This window comes from Vibrio sp. sp1, assembly GCF_016920955.1.
GTDB classification, from domain to species: Bacteria; Pseudomonadota; Gammaproteobacteria; order Enterobacterales; family Vibrionaceae; genus Vibrio; species Vibrio alginolyticus.
The window spans coordinates 538,944-552,594 of record NZ_CP060589.1; the positions used below are offsets into that span (position 1 = coordinate 538,944).

12 protein-coding genes are annotated in these 13,651 nt (G+C 44.7%); 5 read left to right on the forward strand and 7 right to left on the reverse strand.

What is annotated here, in order from left to right:
- Positions 1-14: 14 nt before the first annotated feature.
- Positions 15-641 (reverse strand): uracil phosphoribosyltransferase, encoded by a 627-nt coding sequence (upp, locus tag H9L11_RS02540; RefSeq protein ID WP_005380401.1) that lies wholly within the window; start codon positions 639-641, stop codon positions 15-17.
- A 179-nt stretch (positions 642-820) separates the two neighbouring features.
- On the opposite strand from upp, the gene purM reads away from it, so the two are divergent.
- The 3 genes from purM (at position 821) to H9L11_RS02555 (ending at position 4,302) form a co-directional block, all read left to right on the forward strand.
- Positions 821-1,861, forward strand: coding sequence for a phosphoribosylformylglycinamidine cyclo-ligase (gene purM / locus H9L11_RS02545; RefSeq protein WP_005389861.1), 1,041 nt, complete (start codon positions 821-823; stop codon positions 1,859-1,861).
- A gap of 151 nt (positions 1,862-2,012) precedes the next feature.
- Positions 2,013-2,669, forward strand: coding sequence for a phosphoribosylglycinamide formyltransferase (gene purN / locus H9L11_RS02550; RefSeq protein ID WP_005394347.1), 657 nt, complete (start codon positions 2,013-2,015; stop codon positions 2,667-2,669).
- A gap of 428 nt (positions 2,670-3,097) precedes the next feature.
- Positions 3,098-4,302, forward strand: a protein-coding gene (locus tag H9L11_RS02555; RefSeq protein WP_102949810.1) for an IS3 family transposase whose coding sequence is annotated in 2 segments (ribosomal slippage) — positions 3,098-3,449 and positions 3,449-4,302 — 1,206 coding nt in all. Because the reading frame shifts where the segments join, the coding sequence is not laid out codon by codon here.
- Positions 4,303-4,352: 50 nt separating this feature from the next.
- Here the strand turns inward: H9L11_RS02555 and H9L11_RS02560 are convergent.
- Together H9L11_RS02560 and lpcA are read right to left on the reverse strand one after the other, a co-directional pair.
- On the reverse strand, positions 4,353-5,198 hold the full coding sequence (locus H9L11_RS02560) for a class II glutamine amidotransferase (RefSeq protein ID WP_005385395.1): 846 nt from the start codon (positions 5,196-5,198) through the stop codon (positions 4,353-4,355).
- Between the two features lie 51 nt (positions 5,199-5,249).
- Positions 5,250-5,825 carry a D-sedoheptulose 7-phosphate isomerase gene (lpcA, locus tag H9L11_RS02565; RefSeq protein ID WP_033905501.1) on the reverse strand — a complete coding sequence of 192 codons (576 nt, stop codon included), beginning with the start codon at positions 5,823-5,825 and terminating at the stop codon, positions 5,250-5,252.
- A gap of 376 nt (positions 5,826-6,201) precedes the next feature.
- Here lpcA and fadE point away from each other — a divergent pair, with 376 nt between their 5' ends.
- Positions 6,202-8,646, forward strand: coding sequence for an acyl-CoA dehydrogenase FadE (fadE, locus tag H9L11_RS02570; protein ID WP_005385392.1), 2,445 nt, complete (start codon positions 6,202-6,204; stop codon positions 8,644-8,646).
- 202 nt (positions 8,647-8,848) lie between these two features.
- Positions 8,849-10,624 (forward strand): SulP family inorganic anion transporter, encoded by a 1,776-nt coding sequence (locus tag H9L11_RS02575; protein ID WP_005380390.1) that lies wholly within the window; start codon positions 8,849-8,851, stop codon positions 10,622-10,624.
- Between the two features lie 73 nt (positions 10,625-10,697).
- Here the strand turns inward: H9L11_RS02575 and H9L11_RS02580 are convergent, their stop codons facing one another.
- The 4 genes from H9L11_RS02580 to H9L11_RS02595 form a co-directional block, all read right to left on the reverse strand.
- Entirely contained in the window at positions 10,698-11,108 is a 411-nt protein-coding gene (locus H9L11_RS02580; protein WP_033905502.1) for a GNAT family N-acetyltransferase, read from the reverse strand.
- Positions 11,109-11,192: 84 nt separating this feature from the next.
- Positions 11,193-11,585 carry a DUF1353 domain-containing protein gene (locus H9L11_RS02585; RefSeq protein WP_033905503.1) on the reverse strand — a complete coding sequence of 131 codons (393 nt, stop codon included), beginning with the start codon at positions 11,583-11,585 and terminating at the stop codon, positions 11,193-11,195.
- 51 nt (positions 11,586-11,636) lie between these two features.
- Positions 11,637-12,194: a nucleotidyltransferase domain-containing protein gene (locus H9L11_RS02590; protein ID WP_053304069.1), complete on the reverse strand. Its 558-nt coding sequence runs from the start codon at positions 12,192-12,194 to the stop codon at positions 11,637-11,639.
- Between the two features lie 202 nt (positions 12,195-12,396).
- Positions 12,397-13,647 (reverse strand): TIGR03503 family protein, encoded by a 1,251-nt coding sequence (locus tag H9L11_RS02595; protein WP_025768253.1) that lies wholly within the window; start codon positions 13,645-13,647, stop codon positions 12,397-12,399.
- Positions 13,648-13,651: the final 4 nt, after the last annotated feature.

A 13,651-nucleotide genomic window follows, 5' to 3' on the forward strand; every position in this document is an offset into this window, starting at 1 on the left:
AATACATCAAAGAATTACTTAGTACCGAAGATCTTATCACCAGCATCGCCTAGACCCGGAACGATGTAGCCTTTGTCATTAAGCTTCTCATCGATTGCCGCAGTGTATAGCTCAACATCTGGGTGTGCTTTTTCTAGCGCTTCAATACCTTCTGGTGCAGCAACAAGTACCAGCACTTTGATTTGGTTACAACCTTTCTCTTTTAGGAGATCGATCGTAGCAATCATAGAACCACCTGTTGCAAGCATTGGGTCAACAACAAGCGCAATACGCTCCTCGATGTTTGAAGCAAGCTTGTTGAAGTAAGGAACTGGCTCAAGCGTTTCTTCATCACGGTAAATACCCACAACACTGATACGTGCGCTTGGCATGTGCTCAAGAACTCCATCCATCATGCCTAGACCTGCACGTAGGATTGGCACTACGGTTACTTTTTTACCTTTAATCTGGTCTACTTCTACCGGACCGTTCCAACCATCAATGGTCACTTTTTCTGTTTCAAAGTCTGACGTTGCTTCGTAAGTAAGTAGGCTACCGACCTCAGTCGCTAACTCACGAAAACGTTTTGTGCTGATGTCACCTTCTCTCATTAGACCAATTTTATGTTTTACTAGAGGGTGCTTTACTTCAACAACTTTCATGTCCATCTCCGGCTATAGTTGGCAATATTTAAACAAACCTTCAGATTATACATGATTTTCACAGGGATATCAGGATAAATCACTAAAGAAAAAAACAGACGCAAACGTTTGCTATCTATGTTTAAGCACTGTTAGAATAGCGCCGTTTTCATATCCAACTTAATACCGAGGACTTCCCTGTGAGTGGTAACAACTCTTCTCTTAGCTATAAAGACGCTGGTGTAGATATTGATGCAGGCAACGCGCTTGTGGATCGTATTAAGGGTGCGGTAAAACGTACTCGTCGCCCTGAAGTTATGGGTGGTATCGGTGGTTTTGGCGCGCTATGCGAATTGCCAACTAAATACAAACAACCTGTACTGGTTTCTGGTACTGATGGCGTTGGCACAAAACTTCGCCTAGCACTGGATATGAACAAGCACGACACGATTGGCATCGACCTAGTGGCAATGTGTGTAAATGATCTTATCGTGCAAGGCGCAGAGCCACTGTTTTTCCTAGATTACTACGCAACAGGCAAACTAGACGTTGATACCGCAGCGGATGTTGTTTCAGGTATCGCAGAAGGGTGTGTTCAAGCAGGTTGTGCCCTAATTGGTGGCGAAACTGCGGAGATGCCTGGCATGTATGAAGGCGAAGACTACGACGTAGCTGGTTTCTGTGTTGGCGTAGTAGAAAAAGAAGACGTGATTGACGGCACGAAAGTCGCTGCTGGTGATGCACTTATCGCTGTTGGTTCAAGCGGCCCACACTCAAACGGTTACTCCCTTATCCGTAAGATCCTAGAAGTATCTGGTGCAGATAAGAGCGAAGAGCTAGCAGGCCGCACTATTGGTGAGCACCTACTAGAACCAACAAAAATTTACATCAAGTCAGCACTTAAGATGATTGAGAAACACGACATCCATGCGATTTCTCATATCACTGGTGGTGGTTTCTGGGAAAACATCCCACGCGTACTGCCTGAAGGCACGAAAGCAGTTATCGATGGTAACAGTTGGGAATGGCCAGTTATCTTCAAGTGGCTACAAGAGAAAGGCAACGTCGACACACACGAAATGTACCGCACATTCAACTGTGGTGTAGGTCTAATCGTCGCACTACCGAAAGACCAGGCAGATGCAGCAGTTGCTCTTCTTAAAGAAGAAGGCGAAAACGCGTGGGTGATTGGTCAAATCGCACAAGCAGACGCGAACGAAGAGCAAGTTGAAATCCAATAATTTGCAAATCGAGCTCAAAAGATAAGAAGAATGAGGACACTAGATGACTAGGTCCTCATTTTGCTATCTAGAACACTAAAAACCATTCTATTAGTAGGTAGTTTAGAAGCTACATAACTCCAACCTACAATACCAAGGCGCTCTCGACATCATGAAAAACCATACCCTAAAAAACATTGTGGTCCTCATCTCGGGTAACGGAAGTAACCTGCAAGCTATCTTGGAAGCTTGCGAAGACAGCATGCCAAACGCACGAGTGGCAGCCGTGTTCTCTAACAAAGCAGATGCTTTTGGTTTAGAACGTGCAAAAAAGTTTGATGTGGACGGTCACTTTGTCGACCCTAAAGCATTCAGCTCGCGTGAAAGCTTTGATGCAGAGCTAATGAGTCAAATAGATGAATACCAACCAGACGTGATTATTCTTGCTGGTTACATGCGCATTCTGAGCAGCGCATTTGTTTCTCATTACATGGGTAAGATGATCAATATCCACCCTTCTCTTCTACCAAAATATCCTGGGCTACACACACACCAGAGAGCAATTGATGCTGGCGATAAAGAACATGGTACGAGTGTGCACTTTGTAACGGAAGAGCTTGATGGTGGCCCTGTCATACTGCAAGCAAAAGTTCCTGTGTTCGAAGACGATGATGCTAGTGTACTTGCGGCACGTGTTCAGGCGCAGGAGCACCGAATCTACCCTATGGTGGCTAAGTGGCTGGTAGACGAGCGGTTGATCATGAAGGATGGTAAAGCCTATTTAGATGGCGCAGAGCTTGGCGTACATGGGTACGCCTCAGATGAGTAGCCCTGAATAATAAACTCCAAGCACAAAAGAGCAGCCTGAGGGCTGCTCTTGGTTGTTTTAATACTTATAAACTTGATTCAAGAAAACCATGGTGAGACTAGAAACCTAAAACCCAGCATTCTAAAAAATCCCATAACCACTTGAGTAACATAACACTCGGAAAGTAGATTCTGCATCTGGTTCGTTCTTCACCGTTCAGACTGACGAGGTGTTTTATGAGAAATTTCTATCAGTTACGTCTTTACAGCAAGCCTTAGCGAGACTAGGACTCTACTACCAGCACTCTAGAAAGTAAGAATGCTCATCCGTATCCGCCCTCGGTTTAAAACGCATAAAAATAAAGCTCGCGATTAAGCGAGCTTTATTTTTACATTCTGTGCCGTCCTAAATAAGGTTGACACTTTCTACCCCCAAAATTGGAGAGTGTTATGAAATCAACAACTAAAAGAACTCAGCGCGATTACTCCCTCGCTTTTAAACTCACTGTAGTTGATGAGGTTGAAAAAGGAAGCCTCACTTACAAACAAGCCCAAGAGAAGTATGGCATCCAAGGTTGCTCTACGGTTTTGGTTTGGCTTCGTAAGCATGGTCGACTAGATTGGTCTAAAGGGACACCTAACTTTATGTCCAAAGGAGACTCTATGACCGAGTTCAATTCACCTCCTACACCAGAGCAACGTATTAAAGAGCTTGAAAAGCAGCTCGAAGATGCTCAACTCAAAGCCGACTTCTTTGAAGCTGTCGTGAACGTTATGGAACGTGACTATGGTGTTAGAGTGACAAAAAAGCACAAAGAAGCGTTGTCCAAGAGAAAACCATAGTAGGTTTGAGCGTTACGAAGTTTTGTCAGTTAGTACAAATCTCTCGCCAAGCTTATTATAAGCAATGCCAAACTCAATCTCGTTGTGAACATCATGAGCATACTGTCATTGGCTTTGTCCGTGAAGTCAGGCTGAAGCAGCCACGCATTGGCACGCGTAAACTGAAGTTCTTAGCAGCAACAAAGGGCATTCAAATAGGTCGCGATAAGCTCTTTGAACTTCTCAGAAAGCATCGGCTGTTAGTGAGAGCAAGACGAGCCTATCACCGAACGACTGACAGCCGTCATCGATTTTTCTGTCACCCAAACAAAGTGAAAGATGGGCTGACACCAACGAAGCCAGAACAACTGTGGGTTGCTGATATTACTTACTTGCCAACTCAAAATGGAGAGAGTTATCTCAGCTTGGTTACAGACGCTTATTCAAGGAAGATTGTTGGTTTTTATGTGGATGACAACATGAAAACTCAATCAGTTAAGCGGGCATTTATCTCAGCTCTCAGGCAACGGCAGAGTGAAGAAAAGCTAATACACCACTCAGATAGAGGCTCACAATACTGTTCGAAGGAATATCAAGATATCCATAAGAAACATAGAGTGACTTGCTCAATGACAGACGGGTATGACTGTTATCAGAATGCTTTAGCTGAGCGTGTAAATGGGATACTCAAAATGGAGCTCTTGCTGAAGAAACCGAAAGATCTGAAAGAAGCAAGGACGATGGTAGCAGAGTCCGTAGATATCTATAATCAAATGAGGCCTCATACGGCTTTAAAATACAAAACGCCCGATGAAGTACATCGAGCGTTTTAGTTAAAAAGTGTCAACCCATATCAGGACGGGTCATTCAGAGTAAGAGACCATCACTCTAACGGTTCGGTTGGCGCTTGATTGCCTGGCTTAGCCGCCGCAAACGGCACATTTACCAGTTCAGAGGCATTATTTTTGACTAGTTCACCTAGGTGAAACAAGCCGTATTCGCCAGGTTTCATACGCTGCCAAGCTTCGTTGCCCGTCAAAGGTTGAGTTGCGATCACAGAAACGATGTCGTGTGGCGTTGTTTCTTCTTGGAAGTTAATTTCCACATCTTCATCAAGCAACGCGGCTTTTCCAAACGGTGCGCGTCTTGTGATCCAATACAAATGATTGGTGCAATACGTCATTACATACTCACCATCACTCAGAAGCATGTTAAATACACCCTTCTCTTTTAGCTCATCACAACATTTAGCAACATATAAGAATACCGACTCCATATCCTTTGGTGGCTCAGGATATCGATCTTCCATTTGCTTCAACAACCAGCAAAATGCCAGTTCACTATCTGTCTCACCGACAGGTCGATGTCGACCTGTATGCAAGTCTTGGTAGCCAGAGAGCTGACCGTTATGCGCAAACGTCCAATACCTACCCCACAGCTCACGTGTAAAGGGATGAGTATTTTCTAAATTAACACCACCACGATTCGCCTGTCGGATATGACTAACGACCGCACGACTTTTGATGGGATAATTTTGTACCAACTCTGCTATTTTAGACTCACAACTTGGTTTGGGATCTTTGAAGGTTCGAAAGCCCTTCCCTTCGTAGAAGGTGATCCCCCATCCGTCACGGTGTGGGCCGGTTCGACCTCCACGCTGCATGAGCCCAGTAAAACTGAAACAAATATCCGTTGGAACATTAGCGCTCATACCGAGCAATTCACACATGGCTTAAAAAACTCCCTAACAACACAGCTCGAAACGGTGGCCGTAAAACGGTTATTCCATCTCTTTTTCAATCAACTGGATGATGATATGAATAATCTTAATATGAACTTCCTGAATGCGGTCTGCATAACCAAAGTGTGGCACGCGGATTTCAATATCTGCAAGGCCTGCCATTTTGCCGCCATCTTTGCCTGTTAGCGCAATCGTCTTCATGCCTTTAGCTTGCGCTGCCTCAATCGCTTTCAGGATGTTACCTGAGTTACCTGACGTCGACAGACCAAACAGTACGTCACCTTTTCGACCAACCGCTTCTACATAACGTGAAAACACGAAGTCATAACCAAAGTCATTACTCACACAAGAAAGGTGGCTTGGATCTGAAATAGCAATACCAGCATAGCCAGGACGATTTTCTCGGTAACGGCCTGTTAGCTCTTCGGCAAAGTGCATTGAATCACAGTGAGAACCACCGTTACCACATGACAATACTTTACCATCTTGCTTGAATGAGTCAGCAATCATTTTCGCCGCTGCTTCGATTTGCGCAATGTTATGGTCATCGCTTAAAAATTTGTTGAGCACTTCAGCAGCTTCGTTTAATTCACTTCTAATCAGATCATGGTACATAAGACGTTCTCTTTATTATTTCGGCTTCAGTCAGCTCTTGACTCACTGAGCAAATTGTTCTGATACCAATTTGGTATCGGACATTTCATAAACCTGAACTCGGGTTTGATTACTCTGAGTTTACCCACAAACGAGAATTAGTGTCGATAGTGAACCAACAGATTTAGATTAGTGATGGTAATAAACTTGTCAACTTGCTCATGAAACCATCACTCAAATCTCAACTTTAGAATTTTAACTCTACTTAGATCACTTTTTATCCAATCTTATGTTTTACATTTCCTTAATATTTTGATTACACTTAAACCAACTGGTTAGACCTCTTACCTAACATACAGACGTACAAAACTTATAAAGTCTGAAAAGGAAAATACATATGGACATCTTGCTCTCAATCATCACGATGGCGATCGTGCTAGGCATTACGCTCTACCACCGCATGTCTCTCGTGAAATCTATTAGCTTACTCACCGCAGCCATGCTGGCTCTTACAGTAGCTGGTACTGTCGGCGTTATTGGTTGGGCTATTTACGTTCTCGCCGCAGCTGTGCTCGCGGTTCCTGGCGTACGTCAGTCTTTAATTAGCCGCAAAGCGTTAGTGCTTTTCAAGAAAGTGCTGCCAGCTATGTCTCAAACCGAAAAAGAAGCGTTAGACGCAGGTACCGTCTGGTGGGAAGCCGAACTATTTAAAGGCAAACCAGAGTGGCAAAAGCTACACGCAATTCAAGCACCTAAGTTAAGTGCGGAAGAACAAGCCTTTTTAGACGGCCCTGTGAATGAAGTGTGCGCCATGGTGAGTGATTTCCAAGTGACCCATGAACTCGCGGACTTACCGCCAGAAGTTTGGCAATACCTGAAAGATCATAAGTTCTTCGCCATGATCATTAAGAAAAAGTACGGTGGTCTTGAGTTCTCAGCATACGCGCAATCACTAGTACTACAAAAACTAACGGGTGTTTCTGGCGTTCTATCGTCTACCGTTGGTGTTCCTAACTCTTTGGGCCCAGGTGAGCTACTGCAACACTACGGTACTGAAGATCAAAAAAATCATTACTTACCGCGTCTAGCTGAAGGTAAGGAAATCCCTTGTTTCGCCCTAACAAGTCCAGAAGCGGGTTCTGACGCTGGATCTATTCCAGATTACGGTGTGGTCTGTAAAGGCGAATGGGAAGGAAAAGAAGTACTGGGTATGCGCCTGACTTGGAACAAGCGCTACATCACCCTAGCGCCAGTCGCAACGGTACTAGGCTTAGCATTTAAACTTCGCGATCCTGAAGGTTTGCTAGGCGACAAAGAAGATCTTGGCATCACTTGTGCGCTTATCCCAACTGATGTCAAAGGTGTTGAGATTGGTAACCGACACTTCCCGCTCAATGTACCATTCCAAAATGGTCCAACGCGCGGTAAAGACATCTTTGTTCCTATCGATTTCATTATCGGTGGTGAAAAAATGGCGGGCCAAGGTTGGCGTATGCTGGTTGAGTGTCTGTCGGTTGGACGTGGTATCACGCTACCTTCAAATTCAACAGGTGGCATCAAAACTGCGGCAATGGCAACCGGTGCTTACTCACGTATTCGCCGTCAGTTCAAACAGCCGATCGGCCATATGGAAGGAGTTGAAGAACCATTAGCACGCTTGGGTGGTAATGCTTACGTGATGGATGCAGCAAGCAACTTAACCGTTGCGGGTATCGACTTAGGTGAAAAACCTTCAGTTATCTCAGCTATCGTGAAGTATCACTGTACGCACCGCGGCCAGCAAAGCATCATCGATGCAATGGACATCGTAGGCGGTAAAGGTATCTGTATGGGACCTTCTAACTTCCTAGCTCGTGGTTACCAAGGTGCGCCAATCGCAGTAACGGTTGAGGGTGCTAACATTCTAACACGCTCAATGATCATCTTTGGCCAAGGCGCAATCCGTTGCCATCCGTACGTTCTTGAAGAAATGAACGCGGCGTATTCTGAAGCAAGTAATGCTGTCGAGAAATTTGATAAAGCGCTTGCTGGTCACGTGAGCTTTACAATGAGTAACCTAGTGCGCAGTATCTGGTTTGGTTTGAGCGACGGTCTGGGCTCTTCATCGCCAACCAAAGATGCAACCAAGCGTTACTACCAACAATTGAACCGCTACAGTGCAAACCTTGCCTTACTATCGGATATCTCGATGGCAGTGCTAGGTGGCTCTTTGAAGCGTAAAGAGCGTCTATCAGCGCGTCTTGGTGACATTCTAAGCCAGCTATATTTGAGCTCTGCGACGTTGAAACGTTTTGAGCAAGATGGCCGCCCAGTCGAAGATTTACCATTAGTACACTGGGGTCTACAAGACAGTTTGAAACAAGCGGAAGTGGCGGTAGACGAATTCTTAGCAAACTTCCCGAACAAAGTGATTGGTCGTGCACTGCGCGTGTTAATCATGCCATTCGGTCGTGTACGCAAAGCGCCAAGCGATAAACTAGACAGTAAAGTGGCGCGCATTCTACAAACGCCAAGTGCAACGCGCTCACGCATTGGTCGCGGTCAATACCTTGAACCAACCGAGCACAACGCAGCAGGTAAGATTGAGCTTGCGCTGTCAGTCATTCTTCAAGCTGAACCTGTGTTTGACAAAGTATGTAAAGCGCAGGGTAAGCGTCGCCCATTCTTACGTTTGGATATGATTGCTCAGGAAGGGCTAGAGCAAGGCTTTATCACGCAAGAAGAAGCCGATCTACTCAGAGAAGCGGAACAGCATCGTCTAGATACAATCAACGTTGACGATTTTGAGCCGGAACTGCTTGCCGCAAAGCCGCTATACCCTCAGATGGATAGTGTCGCGTAACTCTAGAATCTGAGATCACAAACGGGAGTATCAGCTCCCGTTTTTTATTGCTTCCAGAATCGGATTCATAACACCTCACACTACAAAGCCCCCCTGCGCAATAAAATCCTCGCACTCCAATCTTTTCCCCGATTTCCAGTGATAACTAACTCACAGACGTTCCAACTAAGCGGTGTATACTTTAAGTAACTCACTCACATATATGGTAAATCCGTTGGCTAAAATATTACTCGCACAGTGGTTCCCAGGGCTTGTTCAGCTTAAGCATTATCAAAAAGAATGGTTTGTTAACGACTTTAGAGCCGCCTTTTCTGTTGTCGCGGTTGCACTGCCAGTTGCCATAGCTTACGCACAATTAACTGGTGTATCCGCAATTGTCGGTCTGTATTCGTGTGTACTGCCAATGTTGGTTTACGCCATGATGGGCACATCTCGACAACTCATTGTCGGACCCGATGCAGCAACCTGTGCAGTGATTGCTGCTGTTGTGACACCACTTGCCGCAGGTGACCCCACAAAACATTGGCAGTTGGTTATGACCATGACAGCGATGACGGGGATTTGGTGTGTACTGGCAAGTCGTTTCAAGCTAGGGGTATTTGCAGATTTCCTTTCTCGTCCGATTCTTTTGGGTCTACTCAACGGTGTTGCTCTCACAATTATCGTTGGTCAGTTTGCGAAAGTAGTCGGTTTGAAATACGAGCAACGTTATTTACTGGAACGTTTATGGGAAGCTCCACAACGATTAACCGATCTTCATTGGCCTACTGTAACTCTGAGTATCGTGACAGTTGTCGTTTATTTGCTCACCAAACGCTACCGACCAACTTGGCCTGCTGCCATGCTGGCGATCCTCGTAACTACTGCGTCAGTTTGGTTTTTCCATTTACAAGAGATGGGCGTATCGGTTGTCGGACTCACTCAAGGTGGCTTCCCTCAGTTTCAAACACCGGAATTTGAGCTAGGTGAAGTTCGTGAACTAGTAGTCCCGGCGCTCAACCTTGCGATTGTCAGTTTTGTTAGCATGATGCTCACCGCCCGCAGTTTCGCGGCTAAAAACGGTTATGATATTGATGCAAATAAAGAGTTTCAGGCGTTGGGTTTTGCCAACATTGCCTCAGCGTTTTCACAAGGTTTCGCGATAAGCGGCGCTGACTCACGCACAGCCGTTAATGATGCAAATGGTGGTAAATCTCAATTAGTTTCGATTGTCGCTGCAATCACCATTGCCATTATTGCGGTATTTATTTATGAGCCTTTACAGTTCATCCCTATCGCTTCACTTGGTGTTGTATTGATCATTGCGTCCCTATCGCTGCTCGATCTTAAAGCAATTTGGAAATTAAAATCTCGTGACAAAGATGCATTTTATCTGGCCATCATTACTTTTATTTCTGTGTTGATCGTGGGTGTAATACCGGGGATCACTTTGGCGGTATTGCTAGGGCTGTTTCAATTTTTACGTATTGTCATGCGGCCGAGTGATCAGCTACTTGGCTTGGATGAAAAAGGCACCATTCGGACCATCGACGACTCAGGAAAAGCTTCGCCTATTCCTGGAATGGTGATTTACCGCTTTAACTCACCGCTAACTTACTTCAATGCTCCTTACTTTAAACGTAGAGTGTTAGAGCAGGCAGAGCATCACAAAGACGCAAGTTGCGTTGTCATCGACGCCGTGTCGAGCTTTACTCACTTGGATCTTAGTGTGATGGCAACACTGGCAGATATTCACAATACTTTGAAAAAGAGAGGCGTACGCTTAATCCTCGCAGGAAGGAAACGACGTCTTCGTCAATGGTGTGAGCTTACTGGTATCAGCACCAGTGAAGGAGGCATCTTACTGCGAGCTGATATGTACCTTGCCATTAAACTTAGTGGCTGTTACATCAGTGCTGTGGGTGAGGGACAAATTCCTACTGTTCAAAAAGAGCCTGATTTAGAGCAGCCACCCAAACCAATTCCAGAAGTGGCTTAAATACAAATTTAATATAGAAAACAGGAAATTAAACTCCTGTTTTCTAGTGCTTATCTTCACAGCTGAATACGTGTTACGCCTTTGGCTTAAACTTTTTTGTCATCCCTTGGCTTTTAGGAGCCACCAGCCTATAACCAAGCTTTTCGTAAAAGACCGGTTCATCAGCAATCATAGAAACGTAAGAGCCTTCAAGTGCAACAGATGAAAGATAACCGTCGATGTATTCCATGACTTTTCTACCTAAACCGTTGCCTTGATAATCAGAATCAACGGCAACGTCGACAATTTCGAAGTTACACGCCCCGTCACCAACAACCCGACCCATTGCAATGAGCTTTCCTTCATCCCGAACAGATACGCCATATAACGAATTGGGTAGACCAATTTCAGCAGCTTTCAACGATTTGGGTGATAGCCCGGCTTTGACACGCATATCATAGTATTCTTTCGGGCTTGGCACATGCTCTTCATATCTTATTGTCATTATGTACTACTCCTTTGTATCACCTTGGAGCTTACATAACTAAACTGTATAAATAAACAGTTAAACGTTGGAAAGATGTTCCCATTAAGCACACAAAGTATCAGGTCTAGAAAAGAAGCCACCGACAACTCTGACGCCATAATAGATATAAGTTGCTCTGAAGCTAGACATTCCTTTTTCTAAACATGTTTCTCTCAACAACGTATCCGCATGCTTTCGAGCACTTTGTGGCAACACCTCTTCCCTCATGAGTTGGTAAAGAGCATCATGCACTAAAGAAGCTTTCATAATGTTTTTTGTGTCTAACGCTGGCCCACTCGCTCCATCCCATGCATAGCCCTTTTTAATCGTTAACACGCCTTGTTTGGACAAACTAAGAAAAGGGCTGTCATACGCGTTACTCACTGAAATTTGAGTCTCAATCTTTTCTTCAGAATGGAGAGTGTATTTATACTTCTGACGCTTTTTGTATTTCATAACCTAACCGCCTAGCTAACTTCAGTGGGAGGAACGGAGATGACTCTCAAATTAGAGTTTCTCAGAGAGTTTTTTCAAATAGGACTTAGCAAGCTCATGGTTATCTCTGCTCAACCACTTAATACAATCAAAGAGTTCCCAGATCAGGCCTTGATCACCACTGGTATAAACTGGGAAATCTTCATGCTTTGGCGCAGGTTCATCAGTAACCATGCCCCCAATCACATCAGCTTTATCAAATAAAGTCTTAAATGGCTTAGAAAGTTTGAAGGGCTCACAGAGATCTAAACAATGAATCTCTGCACTGGTTAGGTCATTAAAAATGTATTTTTTGAAACACGCATTTTCGTTGTGCTCTCCCTCAAGGCGATAAAAAATATCTTTATTAGCTTCAAACTGGGTAAAGCAAGGCTCTGAGGCTTTATGGAAGTTGTTTTGAGTAAATACAACAACATCAGCGTCCGAAATACGGTCACCTTGTCCTGATGACAAGGAGCCAAGCAATACCGCGGCAACAACGTCTTTTTCAGAACAAAAGGCATCATAAGCTGACTCAACCAAGGCCTTTTGTCGTGGTAAATGTTCTAGTCCTAACTCTCCAATTGTCATAACTCACTCCGTCGATACGCACTAAAATCAAGTCGAAACGTAAAGAGTATCATGCGAGCTTTATTATGATTAATCAACGTTAAATCATGGTGTTACTTTAAAATAAAATGATTAATGACCATGAGAAGCATCAAACTCTGTCTCAAACTTAAACTGAAAAAACGGAGCCGATTGGCTCCGTTTCTCGCTTTATGTGTTACTACTATTTCTTTGGTACTTCTAATTGCATCTCTGGCATGGCATCGCGCTTCGCTTTAATTTTGCGCCAGACTATCCATGCAATGATCACAATCAGCAGCATTATCAAATTACCCACCGCGATAATAATCATGCTGCGCTTACGCTCAGCCTCTCGCTCAGCGATAATTTGCTTTTCCATTTCAATACGGCGCTGTTCGGCTAATTCAGCTTCTTTTGCAATTCGAGCAGCTTCTAGATCAACTTCATCAACAACACTGAAGGTTTGCTCTGGGATAGGAAACACCAACGAGCGCTGAGTTGCAAAATCAGTGGCAAAGATCTCGCCGCGCCATGCGTACTTACCAAGCTCAGCATCGTTATTGAGGTTCAACGTAACTCTCATTCCATCTTTAGAGACCTGTCCTTGGCTGTAACTAATGAAACCATCGGGAGCGTCCTTTTTCACTGTGACTGCAATAGAGCCTGGTGCAATCATACCTTGCTCGCCACTCACCACTAATTGGTGTGGCTTATCGGGATTACGAGCCTGAATAAAAGTACGAGAGATTGGGTTCGGATAAACCAAGATGACTTGCTCTTGCGCTCGTAAGAATACGCCATTGCCAGACGTGATGCGCGCACGGTACTTACCAGGCTCAACGTCTATTGGGAGCTGAACCGTGAACACTCCATCCCCTGCTTTTTCATCCAAGCCTCGGCCGTCATCAGAAAACTCACCCACAACCATCGGCACTGGACGTGCTTCTTTGATCAGCTCATCTTCATTTTCGACAAACTTGGTAAATGTCACGCGCAGATTCACGCGATCAAGGAAGTCGCGCAGTACAAGAGGTTTGCCGTCGGAGGTCAGGCGAGCTGTAAACTTAAGCGCTTCCCCATTATATAATCGGTTTGGGAACAGATCCGTACTGAGCTTTAGGTGAGAAATTAAGCGGATGTTATTTTTAGGCGTAACTTTCCCCACAGCCTGCCATGGACCTGGCATAGGGTTATCAACGGAAATAATATCGAGTGAGGCTTCTTGATACCAACGTACATTGTCGTAAGAGCCCCAAGCATAGTATTTTTTACCGTCAGGACGGACTAAAACAACTGGCTGAGAACTTTGCTCACGATAAACCAAAAACGTGATCTGCTCGATGGTTGGATCAACTCGAAAGCGATTGTCTAACAAAGACATTGTAGATTCACTCGCAGCACTCGAGAGACTACTCCATATCGCTAAAAACGCGACCAACAAAGCCCTCAACATAGCT

What these genes read in the sequence shown, in the direction of transcription:
- H9L11_RS02580 (WP_033905502.1), bottom strand. Translation starts at nt 11,108, where the DNA reads ATGACAATAAGATATGAAGAGCATGTGCCAAGCCCGAAAGAATACTAT.
- H9L11_RS02560 (WP_005385395.1), bottom strand. Translation starts at nt 5,198, where the DNA reads ATGTGTGAATTGCTCGGTATGAGCGCTAATGTTCCAACGGATATTTGT.
- lpcA (WP_033905501.1), bottom strand. Translation starts at nt 5,825, where the DNA reads ATGTACCATGATCTGATTAGAAGTGAATTAAACGAAGCTGCTGAAGTG.
- H9L11_RS02575 (WP_005380390.1), top strand. Translation starts at nt 8,849, where the DNA reads ATGGTAAATCCGTTGGCTAAAATATTACTCGCACAGTGGTTCCCAGGG.
- H9L11_RS02590 (WP_053304069.1), bottom strand. Translation starts at nt 12,194, where the DNA reads ATGACAATTGGAGAGTTAGGACTAGAACATTTACCACGACAAAAGGCC.
- H9L11_RS02585 (WP_033905503.1), bottom strand. Translation starts at nt 11,585, where the DNA reads ATGAAATACAAAAAGCGTCAGAAGTATAAATACACTCTCCATTCTGAA.
- fadE (WP_005385392.1), top strand. Translation starts at nt 6,202, where the DNA reads ATGGACATCTTGCTCTCAATCATCACGATGGCGATCGTGCTAGGCATT.
- H9L11_RS02595 (WP_025768253.1), bottom strand. Translation starts at nt 13,647, where the DNA reads ATGTTGAGGGCTTTGTTGGTCGCGTTTTTAGCGATATGGAGTAGTCTC.
- purN (WP_005394347.1), top strand. Translation starts at nt 2,013, where the DNA reads ATGAAAAACCATACCCTAAAAAACATTGTGGTCCTCATCTCGGGTAAC.
- upp (WP_005380401.1), bottom strand. Translation starts at nt 641, where the DNA reads ATGAAAGTTGTTGAAGTAAAGCACCCTCTAGTAAAACATAAAATTGGT.